This is a genomic window from Rhodanobacter sp. TND4EL1 (genome assembly GCF_054061035.1).
Genome location: NZ_JBSSDT010000001.1, coordinates 136,911 through 155,906 on the forward strand (window position 1 = coordinate 136,911; position 18,996 = coordinate 155,906).

Below are 18,996 nucleotides of genomic sequence, written 5' to 3' on the forward strand. Positions count from 1 at the left end.
GGGGCAGCGATGAACTCCGGCATCCTGGTGGTCGCAGCCCAGCGCGAGCTGCGCCGGAGTCTGTTCGATACACTCGATCAGGCGGGCTATTCGCAGATCTACAGCGCGCGGGATGTCCCGCATGCGGCCATCCTTCTGGAAGGGCGGCCGCCACAGCCTGCGCTGAAACTTCTGGTGCTCGTGCTGGCCGGGGATGCGCAGCAGGCGCGCCAGGCCTGTGAACAGTTGCGACATCTTCCAGGCGCCGCCGAAACGCCGCTTATCGTGGTGCTGGCGGACGAGGCGACTTTCGGACCGGCGGACCTTCCGCCGGGACTCACCGACTGGGTGTCGGCCTGGAACATCCCGGATGAACTGGTTCCGCGCTGGCGGCGCTCGCTTTCCACCGAGGTCCGGACACGTGGATCAGCGCCGGAAGTCACGGTTGCGCATGACGACTATCGATTCATGTTTGACGAGGCCGATGGCGAGTGGATGATTGCCGACGCCGAAAGTGGCCGCTTGCTCGAAGTCAGTCCCAACGTGGCCCGCTACAGCCGGATCCATGCCGACCAGTGGCAGGGATTGCTGCTGGCACAGGTATTGCGCTTCGAAGGTATTCCGATCAGCCAGGTGCTGGCCGAAGCCAATCGGAATTGGTACCCCTGTCAGCGCAAGTCGGCCCAAGGGGCGGATACCGGTCAGGCCAGCGTGCGACGGGTCCGGCATGCCGGCCGCGACGCCTTGGCGTTGCTATTCCGCAGTGATCGCGCCGACCTTCGTGCCGAGGCAGCACTATCGTTGCTGTCCCGCATTTTTTCGTCGACCAGCGGCGTCGACGCGCAAACGGCCGCAGGTCGGCTGTTGTTCGATGAATTGGGTCTGGACTACCTGGCAGTGTGGTCGGCACGGCCCGAAGGAGCGGAAGCGCCGAACCAGATGTTGCAGCTGTGGAGCGGCGAAGACGTCGAGTGGCCGGCCGCGCAATCGCAGGTTTCATTGCAACTGGTGCTGGCCGGCAAGTCGATCCTGTATCGCGCTGATGCAAAGCGGTTGGCGCCGATTGACCCGCTGCTGCAGCAACTTGAGCTGGCCGGCTTTGCCGGGCTTCCGCTCCACGATGAAAGGCACACCGTGCTGGGCGCGATGCTGGCCGGCAGCCGTCGCGGCTTCGGCGAGATGAGCATCATCGAGCCGGTACTGCGCTGCGCGGCCGCCCGTTTTGCACAGACGCTGGAGCTGGGGCGCACGCGTGAACAAGGGCGGGCCGAGGGCCTCGTCGATGCGCTGACCGGGCTGCCCAATCGCCTGCTGTTCAATGATCGACTGGAAACGATCATCCGCGAGGCCACTCGCAACGGCGAGTGCTTTGCGGTGTTGTTCGTCGACCTTGACCACTTCAAGGCCATCAACGACACCTACGGGCACGCGGCAGGTGACCAGGTGCTGCGAACTGTTACCCAGCGGCTTTGCGGCAGCATTCGTGCCTCCGACACGGTTGCTCGCTACGCCGGCGACGAATTCACCATCGTGTTGCGGCACATCGTCAAGAACGACGATGTGCTGCGCGTGGCGGAAAAGATCGTCCAGGTGATGGAGACGCCGCTGTACCTCGAGGATGGCACCGAGCTGCAGGTGACCGCGTCGATGGGGTTGAGCTTCTTCCCTGATGACGCCGGCGACGCGGCTACCTTGCTCAAGCACGCTGACGAAGCGATGTACGCGGCCAAGCATCAGGGCCGCAATACCTTCCGGATTTACGAGATAAGCCCCGAGTACGCCCAGCAGCACGGCATGGCGCTGAAGACCCGCCTGCGCCATGCCGAAGGCAACGGCGAACTGCGCGTGGTCTATCAGCCGCAGGTCAATGCCGAGACCGAGGACATTGTGGGCATGGAGGCGCTGGTGCGCTGGGAACACCCCGAACTGGGGATGATCAGCCCGGCGGTATTCATTCCGCTTGCCGAGGAAACGGGTCTGATCGTTTCGATCGGCGAATGGGTGATGCGCACCGCCTGTCGGCAGGCGGAGGAATGGGAGCAGCGTTATGGCTTGCGTCTGCGTCTTGGGGTGAACCTGTCCGCAGTGCAACTGATGGAGCCGCACCTGCTGGATACGGTGACCACGGTACTGCGCGATACGGGCCTGGATCCGACCTTGCTGGAGATGGAGGTGACCGAGAGCATCAGTATCAAGGCCGCGCCCAACCTGGTGGAGAACCTGCACGCCTTGCACAAGCTGGGCTGCCATATCGCGATCGACGACTTCGGCACCGGTGCCGCATCGCTGGATTATCTGCGCAAGCTGCCAGCAGACCGCATCAAGATCGACCAGAGTTTCGTGCGCAATATCGGGGTGGATCCCGATGACGAAGCGATCGTGCGTGCCACCATCGAGATGGCTCACCGGTTGAATCGGGCGGTGGTGGCCGAGGGTGTCGAGATCGAGCAGCACCTGCAGTTCCTGCATCAGCATGGGTGCGACGAATTGCAGGGATATCTTTTCTGTCGGCCGCTGCAGCCGATCAGCTTCGACAAACTGCTGGCCGAACGCCAACGCCTGCTGGAAGGGCGGGCGACCGAGCTGGCTTGAGCGAACCGCCGGCGCCCCCATAACTGACAAAGGCCGTTCACGGACAGGGGGAGACTGGTGGCGCATGACAACCAGCGAACACCCCGTGCGTTAAGGTTGGATCAGTACTCTGATGACAGGTGAACTCGGGCGCCGGGCCGTGGTCTGAGCGCGGCGTTCAGTTCAAAAACAAGCTCCCGCAGCGGATGACGGCATTGACGACGGATACGGCCCGGATGGGCGAAAATGAACTGGATCGCGCGCTGGTCGAGCGGGTGCAGCAGGGTGACAAGCGGGCCTTCGATCTGTTGGTACGCAAATACCAGCACAAGGTGATCGGCTTGGTGTCGCGCTACGTGCGCACCCACGCGGAGTGCGAGGATATTGCGCAGGAGTCCTTCATCCGGGCATGGCGCGCGATCGGTTCCTTCCGCGGGGACAGCGCGTTTTATACCTGGCTGTACAAGATCGCGGTCAATACCGCCAAGAACCACTTGGTGGCGCTGGGTCGTCGACCACCTTCCGCCGATATTGACGCTGACGATGCCGAGTTCATGCCGGGCGCCGAACGGATGCACGACAGCGCCACCCCCGAGCGCGAACTGATGCGTCAGGAAATTGAACAATCCGTGTTTTCCACTGTCCAAGCACTGCCCGAAGAGCTGCGGACCGCCATTACGCTGCGCGAAGTGGATGGCCTCAGCTACGATGAAATTGCCGAGGCGATGGGCTGCCCGATCGGTACGGTGCGTTCGCGCATCTTCCGGGCGCGCGAGGCGATTGATGAAAAGCTGCGGCCACTTTTGTCGGACCGCGAGGATCAGACATGAATCAGGCAGATATGAGTCAAGACATTCGGGAAAGTCTTTCCGCGGGCATCGACGGCGAATTGTCGGCTGAGCAGCTGAGGTTCCTGCTGCGTCGCCTTGACCATGACGCGTCGTTGCAGGGTGCCTGGTCCCAATACCATGTGGCGCGTGACAGTTTGCGCCACGAATTTCCGGCCATGGCGAGTGCCGGCTTTGCCGATCGCGTCATGTTGGCGATCGAGCAAGAGTCGGCCGCAGCCGTGGTCGTGCCGTCCCGACGTCATCATTGGTTGCGCTGGTCGGCCGGCGGCGCGATTGCCGCCAGTGTGGCTGCCGCGGCGCTGATGGTCGGTCAGCCTCGTCCGGGCGCCGACCTGGATCAGGTCACCGCGTCGGTCAATACCCGGCAATCCACATCGGTTGCCACTCTTGCGCCGAGTGCCAAGCCGTCGGCGCCGGCTGCCGTGCCACCTTGGCTCAGCGGCAATTCGGCTGGCTTGCTCAGCCAGCAAGCATCGGCCACGTTGGGTTCGCCGTTTGGCCAGAACCAGTCGTCCTATGCACGCCGGCTGTCGAACTATCCGTCGATGCCGCGTTACCGCACGCTGGAGAACAACGACGGCAGCTACCTGCTGCTGCTTGATCCGGATCAACGCACCGCCTCGCCGGACGATATTTCGCGTCCGGCGTCCGCCGTCGCGCAATAGGGCGAGTCCGCGTGTGGTTCCCGCGGCTGCCCTTTGATGCGAACGCCATCTGGCTCCCACAAAGGCCGGCAGATCGCGTGTGGGCGAACTCAGTGTCGCGGGCACGGGGTGTTTCCCGAAACCATCCATTCGGACCTATTCATTCCAGGCCGATCAGGCTTGAGTCAATCTGAGGAGGAGTCATGAATCATTCCATCCTGCGCAGTCTGGCGTGCTGCGCCTTGCTGGGCGTCGCCAGTGCTGGCGTGGTGCAGGCGCAAACCCCGACCAGTGCGGCCTTGCCGGATTTCACGGGCATCGTGCAGAAGAACGCGCCGGCGGTGGTCCATGTGGAGGCCAAATACACCGGTGAACCGTCCGGTCAAACGGGCAGGGCCGGCCAGCAGATGATCCCCGGGCAGGGCGGGCCGGATGATCCGCAGGCCGAGATCCTGCGCCGTTTCTTCGGGATGCCGATGATGCCTTCACCGCAGCAGCAGAAGCACACCTCGCTGGGCTCGGGTTTCATCATTTCGCATGATGGCTACATCCTCACCAACAACCACGTGGTCGACCACGCCGACAAGGTCACCGTGCGCCTGCAGGATCGCCGCACCCTGACGGCCAAGGTGGTCGGTACCGACCCCACCTATGACATTGCCTTGCTCAAGGTCGATGCCGGCAGTGACCTGCCGGCGGTGACCCTGGGCGATTCGCGCAGCCTGAAGCCGGGCCAGTGGGTGCTGGCGATCGGCTCGCCGTTCGGTTTCGACTACACCGTCACCCAGGGCATCGTCAGTGCGGTGGGGCGGAACCTGGGTCAGCGCGACCAGCCGTACACCTCGTTCATCCAGACCGACGTGCCGATCAACCGCGGCAATTCCGGCGGTCCGTTGTTTGATCTGCAGGGGCGCGTGGTGGGGGTCAACTCCCAGATCTATTCCAACACCGGCGATTACCTGGGCGTGTCATTCTCGATTCCGATCGATGTGGCGATGAGCGCCGTGCAGCAGCTCAAGACCAAGGGCTATGTGTCCCGCGGCATGCTGGGCGTCACCATGCAGCCGGTCGATGACGACATCATCAAGGCATTCAAGCTCGACAACGGCGCCGGTGCGGCAGTGGTGGATGTCAGTCCGGACAGTGGTGCGGCCAAGGCCGGCATCCAGCCAGGCGACGTGATCCTCAGCTACAACGGCCATCAACTGCAGCAGGCGTCGGATCTCCCGCCGCTGGTCGGCATGACCAAGCCGGGCAGCAAGGTGCCGGTGGAAATACTGCGCAATGGCAAGAAGCAGACGCTGGATGTGACCATCAGCGAGGCCAAGCGGGACAGCAATGCAGTCAACAATCTGGCTTCGTCGCCCGCGGCCGGCCAGGCTGGCTCGACCGCACTGGGCCTGACCGTGCAATCGATCGATAGCGATACCCGCAGCCAGCTGGGGCTGAAGGCCGGCCAGGGTGTGGTGATCGACCAGATCACCGGTCCGGTGGCGGCCCAGCAGGGTCTGCGCGCCGGCGATGTGATCACCATGGTCAATCAGCAGAAGGTCGGCAGCGTGGCTGAATTCGAGGCCGCCACGAAGAACGTGAAGGCGGGCAGCACCGTGCTGCTGCTGGTGCGACGTGGCGATCAGAGCAGTTTCGTGGGCCTGACCGTGCCGGCGGCTCGCTGAGCCTCCGTCCGTTTGGCAGGGCCTGATCGCGATCGCCTTCCGGCCTGCCGGTCGCTACTTGCGGCGTCACCCCTCCAGGGGCGGCGCCGCTTTGCCTCCACGCCTTGGTGATACCCGTTTCCATGCGATAATGCCGGGTTAGCGTTGCCCTCCGGCAACGTCGCCGCGCCGTGCGTGGCATCCAGCTTCAGCCCGACCACAGGCCGCCAGCGTTCCATGGAATTGATCCGCAACTTCTCCATCATTGCTCATATCGATCACGGCAAGTCCACGCTCGCCGATCGCATCATTCATTTGTGTGGTGGGCTGGCCACCCGCGAGATGGAAGCGCAGGTGCTGGACAACAATCCGATCGAGCGTGAGCGTGGGATCACCATCAAGGCGCAGTCGGTGTCGCTGCCGTACACCGCGCGCAACGGCAAGACCTACCAACTCAACTTCATCGACACCCCCGGCCACGTCGACTTCTCCTATGAAGTAAGCCGCTCGCTGGCTGCCTGCGAAGGCGCGTTGCTGGTGGTGGATGCGGCGCAGGGCGTCGAGGCGCAGTCGGTGGCGAACTGCTACACCGCCGTCGAGATGGGCCTGGAAGTGGTGCCGGTGCTGAACAAGATCGACCTGCCCACGGCCGACGTCGAGAAGGTGAAAGGCGAGATCGAGGCAGTGATCGGCATCGACGCCACCGATGCGGTAGCCATCAGTGCGAAGACCGGCCTCAACGTGGTCGAGGTGCTGGAGGCGATTGTGGCCCGCATTCCGCCACCGAAGCCGCGTGACACCGACAAGCTGCAGGCGCTGATCATTGATTCGTGGTTCGACAACTACCTCGGTGTAGTGTCGCTGGTGCGGGTGATGCAGGGCGAGATCAAGCCCGGCGACAAGCTGCTGGTGATGTCGACGGGGCGTACCCATCAGGTCGATGACGTCGGCGTATTCACGCCCAAGCGCAAGAAGCTGGAGAAGCTGGGCGCCGGCGAAGTGGGCTGGATCAATGCCTCGATCAAGGATGTGCATGGCGCACCGGTCGGCGACACGCTGACTCACGCCGGCAAGCCGGCCGAACATGCCTTGCCCGGCTTCCAGACCATGCAGCCGCGCGTGTTCGCCGGCCTGTTTCCGGTGTCGTCCGACGACTTCCCGGCGATGCGCGAGGCGCTCGACAAGCTGCGCCTCAACGACGCTGCGCTGTTCTTCGAGCCGGAATCCTCCGAGGCGATGGGTTTCGGCTTTCGCTGCGGCTTCCTTGGCATGCTGCACATGGAAATCGTGCAGGAACGGCTGGAGCGCGAATACGATCTGAACCTGATCACCACCGCGCCCACCGTGGTGTACGAGGTGCTCAAGACGGACGGCTCGATCCTGATGCTGGACAACCCCGCGAAACTGCCGACCAATACCAGCCTGGTGCAGGAAATCCGCGAGCCGATCATCATCGCCAATATCCTCACGCCGCCGGAATACATCGGCAACGTGATCACCCTGTGCGAAGAAAAGCGCGGCGTGCAGCGTTCCATCCAGTACATGGCGAGCCAAGTGCAGATCAGCTACGAGATGCCGCTGGCCGAAGTGGTGATGGACTTCTTCGATCGCTTGAAATCGGTCTCGCGCGGCTACGCCTCAATGGACTATCACTTCGATCGCTTCGAAGCCGGTCCGTTCGTGCGCACGGACGTGCTGATCAACGGCGAGCGGGTCGACGCGCTCAGCCTGATCGTGCACCGCAGTCACGCCGACCGTCGCGGTCGTGATCTGGTCGAGCGAATGAAGGACCTGATTCCTCGCCAGCAGTTCGACGTGGCGATCCAGGCCGCCATTGGCGCGCAGGTCATTGCCCGTTCCACGGTGAAGGCGCTGCGCAAGAATGTGCTGGCCAAGTGCTACGGTGGCGACGTCAGCCGGAAGAAGAAATTGCTGGAGAAGCAGAAGGAAGGCAAGAAGCGCATGAAGCAGGTGGGCCGGGTGGAAATTCCGCAGGAAGCCTTCCTTGCCGTTCTGAGAGTCGACAAATAGTTTTGGTCGGGCTTGGCGGATCGAATATCCGGAATCGCGGCAACAGGCTTTTGCGAATCCCGAATCTCGAACCCCGAATACCGGCCTCCAATGGAGCCGCACATGGATTTTGATTTCTCGGCGATTCTGCTTGGCCTCACCGTGCTGTTCGGCGTGGTGTGGGGTCTGGACCGCCTGTTCCTCTACAAGAAGCGCAAGGCGCGGCTGGACACGGCGGGCGAGGAATATCACGACCCGGTGGCGGTGGACTGGTCGCGCTCGCTGTTTCCGGTGGTGCTGGTGGTGCTGTTGCTGCGCTCGTTCGTGGCCGAACCGTTCCGGATCCCTTCCGGCTCGATGATGCCGACCCTGGACGTGGGTGATTTCATCCTGGTCAACAAGTTTGCCTACGGGCTGCGCGTGCCCGCGTTCAACAACAAGTTCGTTGATCTGGGCGAGCCGAAACGTGGTGACGTCGTGGTGTTTCGTTTTCCGGGTTACCTGTGCCAGGACGGCGGCAAGCTGGTGCGCAGCGGTGACATGAGCTGTGGTGATCCGGGTGCCAAGGTGCCGGCGCAGAACTGGATCAAGCGCGTGATCGGCTTGCCTGGCGACACCATCGAAGTGCACGGCGACGAACTGCTGATCAACGGCAAGCGGGTGACCTCCGACGAGATCGGTCCGTATGTGGGCAACCCCCAGCGCACGGTGGACGAGACCATGCTCAACATGGGCGCCACGGTGTGGACCGAGCACCTGGGCAACGTCAACCACATGATCGCGCGGATGCCTGCCTACAACACGCCGAACTCGATTCCGAACGACCGCGTACCGTCCAAGGTTCCGGCGGGCTGTTACCTGGTGATGGGTGACAACCGCTATGACAGCCTGGACAGCCGCTGGTGGGGCTGCATGCCGGAGCAGAATCTGGCGGGCAAGGCATTCCTGATCTGGATGAGCTGGAAGGGCTGGGGTACCGGTGGCGTGGACTTCTCGCGGATCGGCACGGTCATCCATTGACCGCTGGCCGGGCCTCCACGGGGCGCAAAGCGTGACCGGATCGAACCCCCGCACACACCATGGTCAACAGTGCGAGAATCGGCAGGCATAATCGGCACGCTGGACAGGGGCGCGCCGGCTGCCGGCAGATCATCACCATCCATATTGAGACAAGCCGCGAAGGCGGCATAGCGAGGGGACTATGAAATCGAAGCAGACAGGCGTCACCCTGATCGGGTTCCTGTTCATTCTGGCGGTGTTCGGTTTTCTGGCCTACATGGCGATGAAACTTATTCCGTCATATTCCGAGTATATGGGCGTGGTGAAGGCCATGAACCAGATTTCCACTGATGGCACCAGCGGCAAGTCGTTGGATGGGATTCGTCGCGACTTGATGTTCAAGATGAACTTCCAGTATGTGGATGACGCCACCATCCAGCCAAAGGACATTACGATCGTGCGCAATGACGGTGGTGCGAGCGAACTGCGGGTCGCCTACGACAAGGAGATTCCGTTCATGTACAACATCGACTTCCTGCTGCACTTCGACAAGAGCGTGCCGTTGCAGGGCAATGTGGGCGAGTAACTTTTGGAACTGAACTACCGTTTCCGGGATCCGGCGCTGGCCAGGCTGGCGCTGACCCATCGCAGTATCGGCAAGCCGAACAACGAGCGGCTGGAATTTCTCGGCGACGCGCTGCTTGGCGCGATCATCGCCGAGATGCTTTATGAAGTTCACCCGAAGGCCAGCGAGGGCGAGCTTTCGCGTTTGCGTGCGCAGCTGGTGAACGGCCAGGCGCTGGCCGTGGTGGCGCGTGAGCTGGAGTTGGGTGATGGTCTGCAGCTGGGGCCGGGCGAACTGAAAAGCGGCGGCTTCCGGCGTGATTCGATTCTTGCGGACGCGTTCGAGGCGATGATTGCCGCGGTGTATCTCGACGGCGGTTTCGACGCCTGCCGCGATACGGTGCGTGGGTTGTTCGCCGAGCGCATCGCCGCGTTGCGGCGCTCGTCGAAGGATGCCAAGACCCGCCTGCAGGAGTGGCTGCAGGCCAAGGGACTGCCGTTGCCGCACTACGAGCTGGTGGCCAGCCACGGCGAAGACCACGCCAAGACCTTCGACATCAGCTGCACCATCACCGAGCCCATGGCGCTGGTGGCCGAAGCCCACGGCGGCAACCGCCGCGCGGCCGAGCAGGATGCCGCCGAAATCGTGCTGAACCAGCTGTTGGAGCAGCACCGCTCCTCCTGAACGCGCTGCCACCCGCCGCGCGGGCCCCGGCACGGCCATGCGGCCTGGCTGGCCGTGCCACTCCGCCCGTGCCGCATGCCTTTCGCGGCGAAGCACTACACTTGCCATCCGACTTGCCGAGTATCCCAGTCATGAAACACGAACTGCATTCCGCCGACGGCAGTTTGCCGCACGACGATTTCCGTTGCGGCACGGTCGCGCTCGCCGGACGCCCCAACGTGGGCAAGTCGACCCTGCTCAACGCGCTGATCGGCTTTCGCCTGTCGATCATCAGTCCGCGCCCGCAGACCACCCGTCATCGCATTCTTGGCATCAACACCAACGAGGCGGGGCAGATCATGTACGTTGACACGCCGGGCCTGCATCGCGGCGCCAAGCGTGCCATGAACCGCAGCCTGAACCGCGCCGCGCGCTCGGCGATCAGCGACGTCGACCTGGTGGTGCAGGTGATCGAGGCCGGTCGGTTTACCGACGAGGACGAGGCGCTGTACGCCGCCCTGGTCGAGCAGTCCACGCCGCGGCTGCTGGTCATCAACAAGGTCGACCTCAACAAGGACAAGACGGTGATGCTGCCGTTTGTTTCCGAATTGGTGGCCACCCACAGCTATGACGAGATCCACTACGTCAGCGCGCTGAAGAAGCAGGGCTTGAAGGAGCTGGAACAGGCGATCCTGAAGCGCCTGCCGGTGCAGCCGCCGGTGTTCGGCGAGGACGAGGTCACCGATCGCAGTGAGCGCTTCCTCGCCGCTGAAATGGTCCGTGAGCAGCTGATGCTGCGACTTGACCAGGAGCTGCCGTACGCCACCACCGTGGAAATCGAACAGTTCAGCGACCGTCCCGACGGCATCGCCGAAATCCACGCCATCATCTGGGTCGAGCGCGACGGCCAGAAGGCGATCGTGATCGGCAACGGCGGCGTCCAACTGAAGGCCATCGGCAGCGCCGCCCGGCGTCACATGGAGCGCATGTTCGAGCGCAAGGTGTTCCTGAAACTGTGGGTCAAGGTGCGCGAGGGCTGGGTCGACGACGAGAACATGCTGAAGAAGTTCGGCTATACGGATTGAGAGCGGGGAAGGGATCAGGAACGCACAGGCCTCTGCATGGCCGGGGAATTCCTGCTTCAATGGTGATGACAAGGAATCGTCCCGTTGCTTGCGCGTTGCATCCGTTCCTGACGCTTTTCCCCGTTCACCGTTTCCCCTGACCGATGCGCATCGAACAGCAGCCCGCTTATGTCCTGCACGCGCGTCCCTATCGCGAGACGTCGCTGTTGCTGGAATGCCTGAGCCGTGAGCATGGGCGGCTTGGCGTGGTGGCGCGTGGTGTACGCGGCGAGCGGGCACGGTTGCGGCGGGCGCAGCTGGAACCTTTCCAGGCCCTGAGCATGGATCTGTTGCTGCGTGGCGAGATGGCCACGCTGACGTCGGTCGAAACGGTGGGCATATCGACGCGTTTGAACGGTGATGCCGGTCTGGCCGGGCTCTATCTCAACGAACTGGTGGTTCGCCTGACCGGGCGACAGGACCCTTCGCCCGCGCTTTTCGATGCTTACGCCCTGACCTTGCAACGCCTCGCCAGCGAGCCCTCACTGGCCTGGACCCTGCGCCGCTTCGAGCGTGACCTGCTTGAGTCCACCGGCTATGGCCTGCAATTGCAGTACGACTCGGTCTCCGGCGATTCGCTGGAAGCAGGAGCAAGCTATCGCTACGAAGTGGAGCAGGGTGCCATACGTTGTGCCGACAACAGTCCTCACGCGATTCGCGGCAGCGATCTGCTGGCGCTGGAAGAGGATCGGATGCCGGATGCGGCGGGTCTGAAGTCGCTGCGCGACATGGTTCGCCAGGTGATCCGCTTTCATCTGGGCGGCGGCGAGTTGCGCGCCTGGCGCGTGTTGACGATGGCGGTCACGCGTCGCCAGCCCTCCGCTCCACTGGTAGGCGACCCGTCGGTAGCTGATCCGAACGACTAACCCAGCGCCTGCATCGTCGCCAGCAAGGTCCGGCGAAAGCGCGTCAGCGCCGCGTCGCTGACCTGACGCTGCAACAGTTGTTGCTGCAGCAGCACGGTCTGCCGCGACAGCGCACCCGCACCACAGAAGCCGCAGGATGAGCGCAGTCGGTGCAGGCGGTCGCTGAAATTGGCGCGATCCAGGCGCAGCGTATCGAGCTCGTCCTGCAGCAGGGTCAGCTCCTCGCGTAGCAACAAGCGAAGCGCGCGCATGGTGGTGGCGTCGCCGGTGGTGTTCAGGGCAGCCTGGTCGTCCAGCACGCGGCTGCTGCGGTAATCCGTGGGCACCAGCGCCAGTACGTGGCGCAGTTCGGTCAAGCCGCAAGGCTTCAACAACACCTCGCTGAAACCGGCATCCTGCAGCGCCAGGCGGTCGCTTGGCGCCAGTTCGGCGCTGGTGGCTACCGCTATGCTGTCTGCGGAGCGTGCCTGCACATCGTCGCGCAGGTTCTGCAGTATCTGCAGCGCACCGGCGCCGGGCATGCGGCAATCCAGCAACAGCAGGTCAAAGGATTCGGCGCCGGCGCGGGCCAGCGCTTCTTCGCCGTCCAGGCAGGCCTGCGCATCGGCACCAAGGGCGCCCAGTCCATCACACAGGAATCGGCAGCTGCCGGGGTCGTCGTCGGCCACCAACACCCGCAGTCGGGGCTGGGTGACAGGGAGGCTGACGGGATTGGCAAGGGGGCTGATCATGACGAATTCCATATCGTTCATCTTGATTTGGCAGAATGGCCTGACATGCGTCTGACTTCAAGCCATTTGCTGATCTGTTGTTGCCTGCTGCTGGGAATCGGCTGGGCGTTGCCTGCGCACGCGGATGTGCTGCTGAAAGCCAAGTCGATCAAGGCGCCGGGCATCCAGTTGCAAACCGTGACGCTGCGCATCGGCGAAGATCCCGCTGGCGGATTGCACTTGGCAATGAGCGCGGCCCAGGTCGACGTTCCGGCGATGGGCTGGCGACGACTTGGTCTTACGTTGGAGGGCAATCTGCAACGCGACACCCGGCTGCGCTGGACGCTGGATGGCGACGCGCGTCTCAGCGGCGCTCCGGGCGGGGCACTGAGCGACGCGCACGTCAACGTGCAATTGAGCGAGGCGGCAAACACCTTGCTGGTCGACTTCAAGCAAGGCAAGGCGAATGCCAGTGCCTGGTTGCCTTTGGACCAGCCGACGCATGCCCAGATCAGCGTGGACAACCTCCCCACCGCCTGGCTGCAAGGCTTGCTGAGCACGGTGTGGTCCGGCCGCGCCACCGCCGGGCGGTTGAAGGCGGAACTGGCACTGGATGTGCGCGAGCAGGGTCTGCAGTCATCCGGTGAGTTCACTCTCGCCGACACCGGCTTTGACACGCCAGGCGGCACGCTGGCCGGGCAGCGGCTCGATGGCACGGGCCGCTTCAACCTGGATACCACCGGAGGCCCGGCCAGCATCGACCTCGACGCCAACCTGCGCAACGGCGAACTGTTGCTGGGCCCGTTGTACGCCCAGCTGCCAGGTCATGCGGTACAGCTCAGTCTGCATGCGAGTGCGCAACATGGTGCGTTCGAGCTGAGCCGGCTGCGGGTGAATGATGCCGATGCACTGCAGCTCGACGGCGCAGTGGCTTTTGACACAAAGGGTGAGTTGAAGAGCTTGCGGCTGGATCGCCTGCACGCGAATTTCCCCGCCGCCTATCAGCGGTACGGCAAGGCGTGGCTGAGCACGCTGGGCCTCCACAACATGCGCATCGATGGTCAGCTGAATGCCGCCATCGACCTGCGCACCGACGGGCTGCACAGTTTCGCATTCAACACCGACGGCATGAGCCTGGCTGATGCGGACGGTCACCTTGCCGTTGACGGCCTGAAGGGCGGCCTGGACTGGTCGCTCGATGGCGAACGCCCGGCCACCACGCTGGCGTGGCGCAGCCTGCAGTTCTACCGCGTGCCCAATGGCGCCGCCACGTCGCGCTGGCAAAGTCGCGGTGGAGCGCTGGCGTTGCAGCAGCCGATGGAGATTCCGGTGTTGAAGGGACAATTGCAGATCGGGCAGCTGGACTGGCGTCCGGCGGCGGCGAAGGGCCAGCGCCTGGTCGCCTCGATGACGCTGACCGGCGTCGACATGGCAGCTTTCAGTCGTGCGATGGGCTGGCCTGCGTTCCCCGGCACGCTTGCCGGCGCGATTCCCTCTCTGCGTTGGGTGGATGACCGCTTCGTGCTGGATGGCGGTCTGTCGGCAAGTCTGTTCGGCGGTTTCGTCGACATCACCCGACTATCGCTGCAGCAACCCTTTGGTCCCACCCCCGTGTTGAACGGTGACATCGCGCTCAAGCAGCTTGATCTGGCCGCGATCACCAGCGTGTTCGATTTCGGCAGCATCACCGGGCCGCTGGATGGCTCGATCAATGACCTGCGGCTGGTCAACTGGAGCCCGGTAGCGTTCAAGGCCAGCCTGCTGGCCGGCGAAGGTGGCCGGATCAGTCAGCGTGCGGTCAACAACCTCACCTCGGTGGGCGGAGGCGGCATCGCGGCAGGCCTGCAAGGTGCGGTGCTGAAACTTTTCAAGACGTTCGGCTACAAGCGCATCGGGCTCAACTGCACACTGCAGGGCACGGTGTGCCGGATGGGCGGGCTGGACGCGGACGAGGACGGCTACACTATCGTCGAAGGCAGCGGCTTGCCGCGGTTGCAGGTCATCGGCCACCAGACCCAGGTCGATTGGCCCACTCTCGTGCAACGGTTGCAGGACGCCATCCACGGTCAAAGCCCGCAAATCCGCTGAGTTCGACCGTTTGTCGTCACTTCCCTACACCTTTCCATTGCTGGAGTTCATCATGCGCAAGCGCCTCTACGTCGTCCTGACCGCACTGGCCGTGGCGTTGGTCGGCTGCGTCACGATCAACGTCTACTTTCCCGAAGCCGCTGCACAGAAGGCCGCCGACCAGTTCATCGGCAACGTGCTGGACCAGGCTGCGCCGCAAGCAACGCCGCCGAAGGCCGCCAAGCCTTCTGGCCCGCAGCCTTCGGCGATGCTGCTTGACCTGCTGGTGCCGGCAGCGCACGCCGCCGACGTGCCGAACATCCGCATCCAGACCAGCGCCACCGAGGCGATTCGGTCACGCATGCATGCGCGTTTCAACGGAACGCTGGGGGCGCTGCTCGACAGCGGCGCGGTGGGCTTCACTCATGACGGCATGGTTGCCATGCGCGACGCCACCAAGGTGCCGCTGAGCGATCGCGCCCAGGCCAATACCACCGTGGCTGACGAAAACCGCGACCGCACCGCGCTGTATCGCGAAATTGCCAACGCCAACAATCATCCGGAATGGGAAGCGCAGATTCGCGCCACCTTCGCCAAGACCTGGATCGAGAAGGCGCGCGCAGGCTGGTACTACCAGAATGCTTCCGGTGCCTGGCAGAAAAAATGAGCTGCGCGGGGCTCCACGGGGCGTGATGCTGGCCGATCTGGGATAATCGGCGGCCAGCCATCAGCCCACACGTTGCCATGTCCCGATCCAACTCCGTATCGCCCAAACCTTTCGAAGCTCATATCACCGACCTCGGCCACGATGGTCGCGGCGTGGCACGGATCGACGGCAAGACGGTATTTGTCAGCGGCGGGTTGCTGGGCGAGCACGTGGTGGCGAAGCTGCGCAAGCGCCATCGGCATTTCGACGAAGCCGAAGTGGTCGAGGTGATCACCGCCTCGCCGCACCGGGTCGAACCGCTGTGCCAGCACTTCGCGTTGTGCAGCGGTTGCTCGCTGCAGCACCTGGATGCGCCATCGCAGATCGCCGCGAAGCAGCGCGTGCTGGCGGAGAATTTCGAACGCATCGGCAAGGTCACCCCGCAGTCGTGGCTGCCGCCGCTCACCGCCGAACCGTGGGGTTATCGCCGCAAGGGTCGGCTGTCGGTGCGCAACGTGGCGAAGAAGGGCGCGGTGCTGGTCGGCTTCCGCGAAGAGCAGAATGCGCGCTTCGTCACTCCGATCCAGCGTTGCGAGGTGATGCACCCGTCACTCGGACCCAAGGTCGGGTTGCTCGCCGAATTGCTCGCCACGATGGACGCGGCCGATACCATTCCGCAGATCGAATTTGCCGCTGGCGACGAATTGATGGCGCTGGTGTTCCGGCACATGCAACCGCTCAGCGCGAGCGACCAGGCGGCGCTGACCGCATTTGGCCAGCAGCATGGTTTCGCGATTTACCTGCAGCCCGGTGGCATCAGCAGTGTGCACCCACTGTGGCCGGAGCAGCCGCGGCTGGCATTCCGCATCGCCAGCGACGATGCGCGTTTCGCCGATGTGGAACTGGAGTTCCAGCCGCTGGACTTCGTGCAGGTCAACGCCGGCATGAACCAGCTGATGATGGCGCGCGCGATGGAATTGCTCGACCCCCAGCCGACCGATCGCGTGCTCGACCTGTTCTGCGGTCTCGGCAATTTCACCTTGCCGATCGCGCGTCGGGTGGCCGAAGTGGTGGGCGTGGAGGGTGAGCACGGACTGGTCGAGCGCGCCGCCGAAAATGCCACGCGCAACGGCATCGACAACGCGAAGTTCCACGTCGCCAACCTGTTCGACGACCAGCGCCATACCGATTGGGCGCGCCAGCCGTGGGACAAAGTACTGCTTGATCCGCCGCGTGCCGGCGCCGACAAGGTGCTGGAGTACTTGCCGCACAAGCAGACCCGGCGCGTGGTCTATGTTTCCTGTCATCCCGCTTCGCTGGCACGCGATGCCGGCATCCTCGTCAACCAGCACGGCTTCAAGCTGAGCTCGGCCGGCGTGATGGACATGTTCCCGCATACCGCACACGTCGAGTCGATTGCGCTGTTCGAACGCTGAAAAGGAGCAGCGCGTGAGCCGCTGCCGCCTTTGCACTTCTGTTTTCCACTTCTGTCCACTGACTTCTCCAACCGCCATGGCCATAGAAATCGAACGCAAATTCCTGTTGGCTGACGACAGCTGGCGCCACGCCATCGAGCACAGCGAACCGATGGCGCAGGGTTACCTGGTAGGTGCGCAGGCGTTGCGCGAAGGGCACGCGCATGCTTCCGTGCGCGCGCGCCTGGCAGGGGACCGGGCCTGGTTGAACATCAAGGCCGCCACGCCGGGCATCGCGCGCGCCGAATTCGATTACCCGATTCCGGTGGACGACGCTCGCGCCATGCTGGACGACCTGTGTGACGGCGTGCTGGAGAAGGTTCGTCACCATGTTCGCGTCGACGGCGTGCTGTTCGAGATCGATGAATTCAACGGCGACAACGACGGCCTGATCGTCGCCGAAGTGGAGTTGCCCGCGATCGATGCGGCCTTCCCGCGGCCGTCATGGTTGGGCCGCGAAGTGAGCACGCTGACGCGCTATTACAACGTCAACCTCATCACCTGGCCTTACCGCCAATGGTCACCCGCCGAGCGCGCTGCCGAGGATGCCGCATGTTGATGATCGGCGTGGCCGCGCTGGAACTGGCCGAACACGAGAAGGCCTGGCTGCGTGCTCCCGGCGTCGCCGGCGTGTTGCTGTTCGCGCGCAATTTCCAGTTGCGCGAACAGCTCATCGCCTTGTGCGAGTCGATTCGCGACGTGGGCGGTGATGATTTGTTGATCGCGGTCGACCAGGAAGGCGGCCCGGTGCAGCGTTTCCGCGACGGTTTCACGCGGCTGCCGCCGCTGGCGGCGATCGGCGCCGTCTACGACCACGCTCGCGACGAGGCGATCCGGCTGGCGGAGGAGCACGCGTGGGTCATGGCCAGCGAACTGCGTGCCAGCGGCGTCGATTTCAGTTTCGCCCCGGTGGTGGACCTGGCCCGTGGCAATGCGGCGATCGGCCTGCGCGCGTTTCACGCCGACGCGGCGGTGGCCGGCGAGCTCGGCCAGGCTTACGTGCGCGGCATGCATCTGGGCGGCATGGCGGCCGTGCTCAAGCATTTTCCGGGGCATGGCTCGGTGGTCGGCGATACACACAAGGTGGCGGCGATCGATCCGCGCAGCCTGGAGCAGATCCGCCGCGACGACTTGCGCCCCTTCGCCGAATGCATCGAGGCACGCGTGGAGGCAGTGATGATGGCCCACGTCACCTATCCGGCGGTGGACAGCCAGCCGGCCGGTTACTCGAAGGTCTGGATCGAGCAGATCCTGCGCGGCGAGCTGGGCTTCACCGGTGCGGTGATCAGTGACGACATCAGCATGGCCGCCGCTGGTGCGGCCGGCAGTGTCGGCGAACGGGTGCGGGCGCATCTGGATGCAGGCTGCGACCTGGTGCTGGCGTGCTTCCCCGAGGTGGTCGACGAAGCGATCGCCGCGATGGCCGCCGCTACCGGTGTGCCAGCCTCGTCGCTGGCGGCATTGCGCGGTGCCATTGGCCCGAGCTGGGCCGGGCTCACCGACAACCCACAGCGCGACCGCTTCGTGGCGCGCATCACGGCATTGCATGCCGATCAAGGAAACGCATGAACACTCCCAGTCCCTCCCTTGCCGATGCGCTGGCTCAATCCGATTTGTTGTACACGCGTGAAGCGCTGGATCCGGTGATCGCCGATATCGGCCGCCGCATCGATGACGCCTTGAACGGCGAGCGCGCGGTGTTCCTCACCGTGATGAATGGCGCGCTGATCTTCGCCGGCCAGTTGGCGTTGTCGATCCGCACCGATGTCGAGTTCGACTACGTGCATGCCACCCGCTATCGCGGAGCCACGTCCGGCAGCGAACTGCACTGGCTGCGCGAGCCGGCGGTGTCGCTGGCTGATCGCGTGGTGCTGTTGGTCGACGATATCCTCGATGAAGGCCATACCCTGAAGGAAGTCCGCGAGGACTGCTACCGACGCGGTGCGAAAAAGGTGCTGATCGCCAGCTTGTGCACCAAGAAGCACGATCGCCTGGTGGATGGCATCGCCTCGGACTTCAATGGCGTCGAATTGCCCGATCGCTATGTGTTCGGTTACGGCATGGACTACTACGAGCAGGGCCGCAACTTGCCCGCCATCTACGCCTTGAAGGACGCGTAGGAACGCGCCTCGTGCGCGATGCCATTCGCCTCGCCTCGCGTCGCGAGCACG

General features: G+C 63.9%; 17 protein-coding genes. 16 read left to right on the forward strand and 1 reads right to left on the reverse strand.

Translation table 11 applies throughout. The features are described 5' to 3' along the window. Positions 1-9 precede the first annotated feature (9 nt). From ACVWWQ_RS00725 to recO, 10 genes are all read left to right on the forward strand, one after another. A complete protein-coding gene (locus ACVWWQ_RS00725) occupies positions 10-2,571 on the forward strand; it encodes a bifunctional diguanylate cyclase/phosphodiesterase (RefSeq protein WP_133950682.1) in 2,562 nt (853 codons plus the stop codon). A 215-nt stretch (positions 2,572-2,786) separates the two neighbouring features. Continuing rightward, positions 2,787-3,380 carry an RNA polymerase sigma factor RpoE gene (rpoE, locus tag ACVWWQ_RS00730; RefSeq protein ID WP_199107269.1) on the forward strand — a complete coding sequence of 198 codons (594 nt, stop codon included), beginning with the start codon at positions 2,787-2,789 and terminating at the stop codon, positions 3,378-3,380. Continuing rightward, positions 3,377-4,066 (forward strand): sigma-E factor negative regulatory protein, encoded by a 690-nt coding sequence (locus ACVWWQ_RS00735; RefSeq protein WP_133950680.1) that lies wholly within the window; start codon positions 3,377-3,379, stop codon positions 4,064-4,066. The genes rpoE and ACVWWQ_RS00735 overlap by 4 nt, the downstream gene beginning before the upstream one ends. 182 nt (positions 4,067-4,248) lie before the next feature. Beyond that, a complete protein-coding gene (locus tag ACVWWQ_RS00740) occupies positions 4,249-5,721 on the forward strand; it encodes a Do family serine endopeptidase (RefSeq protein ID WP_133950678.1) in 1,473 nt (490 codons plus the stop codon). Between the two features lie 216 nt (positions 5,722-5,937). Beyond that, positions 5,938-7,731, forward strand: coding sequence for a translation elongation factor 4 (gene lepA / locus ACVWWQ_RS00745; RefSeq protein WP_133950676.1), 1,794 nt, complete (start codon positions 5,938-5,940; stop codon positions 7,729-7,731). 102 nt (positions 7,732-7,833) lie between these two features. After that, positions 7,834-8,730 carry a signal peptidase I gene (gene lepB / locus ACVWWQ_RS00750; RefSeq protein WP_133950674.1) on the forward strand — a complete coding sequence of 299 codons (897 nt, stop codon included), beginning with the start codon at positions 7,834-7,836 and terminating at the stop codon, positions 8,728-8,730. A gap of 181 nt (positions 8,731-8,911) precedes the next feature. After that, a complete protein-coding gene (locus ACVWWQ_RS00755; protein WP_133950672.1) occupies positions 8,912-9,295 on the forward strand; it encodes a DUF4845 domain-containing protein in 384 nt (127 codons plus the stop codon). Positions 9,296-9,298: 3 nt separating this feature from the next. After that, a complete protein-coding gene (gene rnc / locus ACVWWQ_RS00760) occupies positions 9,299-9,958 on the forward strand; it encodes a ribonuclease III (protein WP_099652332.1) in 660 nt (219 codons plus the stop codon). 131 nt (positions 9,959-10,089) lie between these two features. Continuing rightward, positions 10,090-11,022: a GTPase Era gene (gene era, locus ACVWWQ_RS00765; protein ID WP_099652331.1), complete on the forward strand. Its 933-nt coding sequence runs from the start codon at positions 10,090-10,092 to the stop codon at positions 11,020-11,022. 143 nt (positions 11,023-11,165) lie between these two features. Beyond that, on the forward strand, positions 11,166-11,927 hold the full coding sequence (gene recO, locus ACVWWQ_RS00770; protein ID WP_133950670.1) for a DNA repair protein RecO: 762 nt from the start codon (positions 11,166-11,168) through the stop codon (positions 11,925-11,927). On the opposite strand, the gene ACVWWQ_RS00775 is transcribed toward recO, so the two are convergent. Further along, entirely contained in the window at positions 11,924-12,658 is a 735-nt protein-coding gene (locus ACVWWQ_RS00775) for a response regulator (RefSeq protein WP_457383266.1), read from the reverse strand. The genes recO and ACVWWQ_RS00775 overlap by 4 nt on opposite strands. A 45-nt stretch (positions 12,659-12,703) precedes the next feature. Between ACVWWQ_RS00775 and ACVWWQ_RS00780 the strand changes: the two genes are divergently transcribed. From ACVWWQ_RS00780 to ACVWWQ_RS00805, 6 genes are all read left to right on the forward strand, one after another. Then, a complete protein-coding gene (locus ACVWWQ_RS00780) occupies positions 12,704-14,725 on the forward strand; it encodes a hypothetical protein (protein WP_133950668.1) in 2,022 nt (673 codons plus the stop codon). A 52-nt stretch (positions 14,726-14,777) separates the two neighbouring features. Further along, positions 14,778-15,371, forward strand: a complete 594-nt coding sequence (locus tag ACVWWQ_RS00785; RefSeq protein WP_099652516.1) for a YdbL family protein — start codon at positions 14,778-14,780, stop codon at positions 15,369-15,371. Between the two features lie 77 nt (positions 15,372-15,448). Continuing rightward, the gene (gene rlmD / locus ACVWWQ_RS00790; RefSeq protein ID WP_133950666.1) at positions 15,449-16,786 is read left to right on the forward strand and encodes a 23S rRNA (uracil(1939)-C(5))-methyltransferase RlmD; all 1,338 of its coding nucleotides are present in this window, start codon (positions 15,449-15,451) and stop codon (positions 16,784-16,786) included. Positions 16,787-16,862: 76 nt separating this feature from the next. After that, the gene (locus ACVWWQ_RS00795; protein ID WP_099652327.1) at positions 16,863-17,384 is read left to right on the forward strand and encodes a CYTH domain-containing protein; all 522 of its coding nucleotides are present in this window, start codon (positions 16,863-16,865) and stop codon (positions 17,382-17,384) included. After that, positions 17,378-18,394 (forward strand): beta-N-acetylhexosaminidase, encoded by a 1,017-nt coding sequence (nagZ, locus tag ACVWWQ_RS00800; protein ID WP_133950664.1) that lies wholly within the window; start codon positions 17,378-17,380, stop codon positions 18,392-18,394. The genes ACVWWQ_RS00795 and nagZ overlap by 7 nt, the downstream gene beginning before the upstream one ends. Then, positions 18,391-18,945: a hypoxanthine-guanine phosphoribosyltransferase gene (locus ACVWWQ_RS00805; RefSeq protein ID WP_099652325.1), complete on the forward strand. Its 555-nt coding sequence runs from the start codon at positions 18,391-18,393 to the stop codon at positions 18,943-18,945. Before nagZ ends, ACVWWQ_RS00805 begins: the two co-directional genes overlap by 4 nt. Positions 18,946-18,996 lie beyond the last annotated feature (51 nt).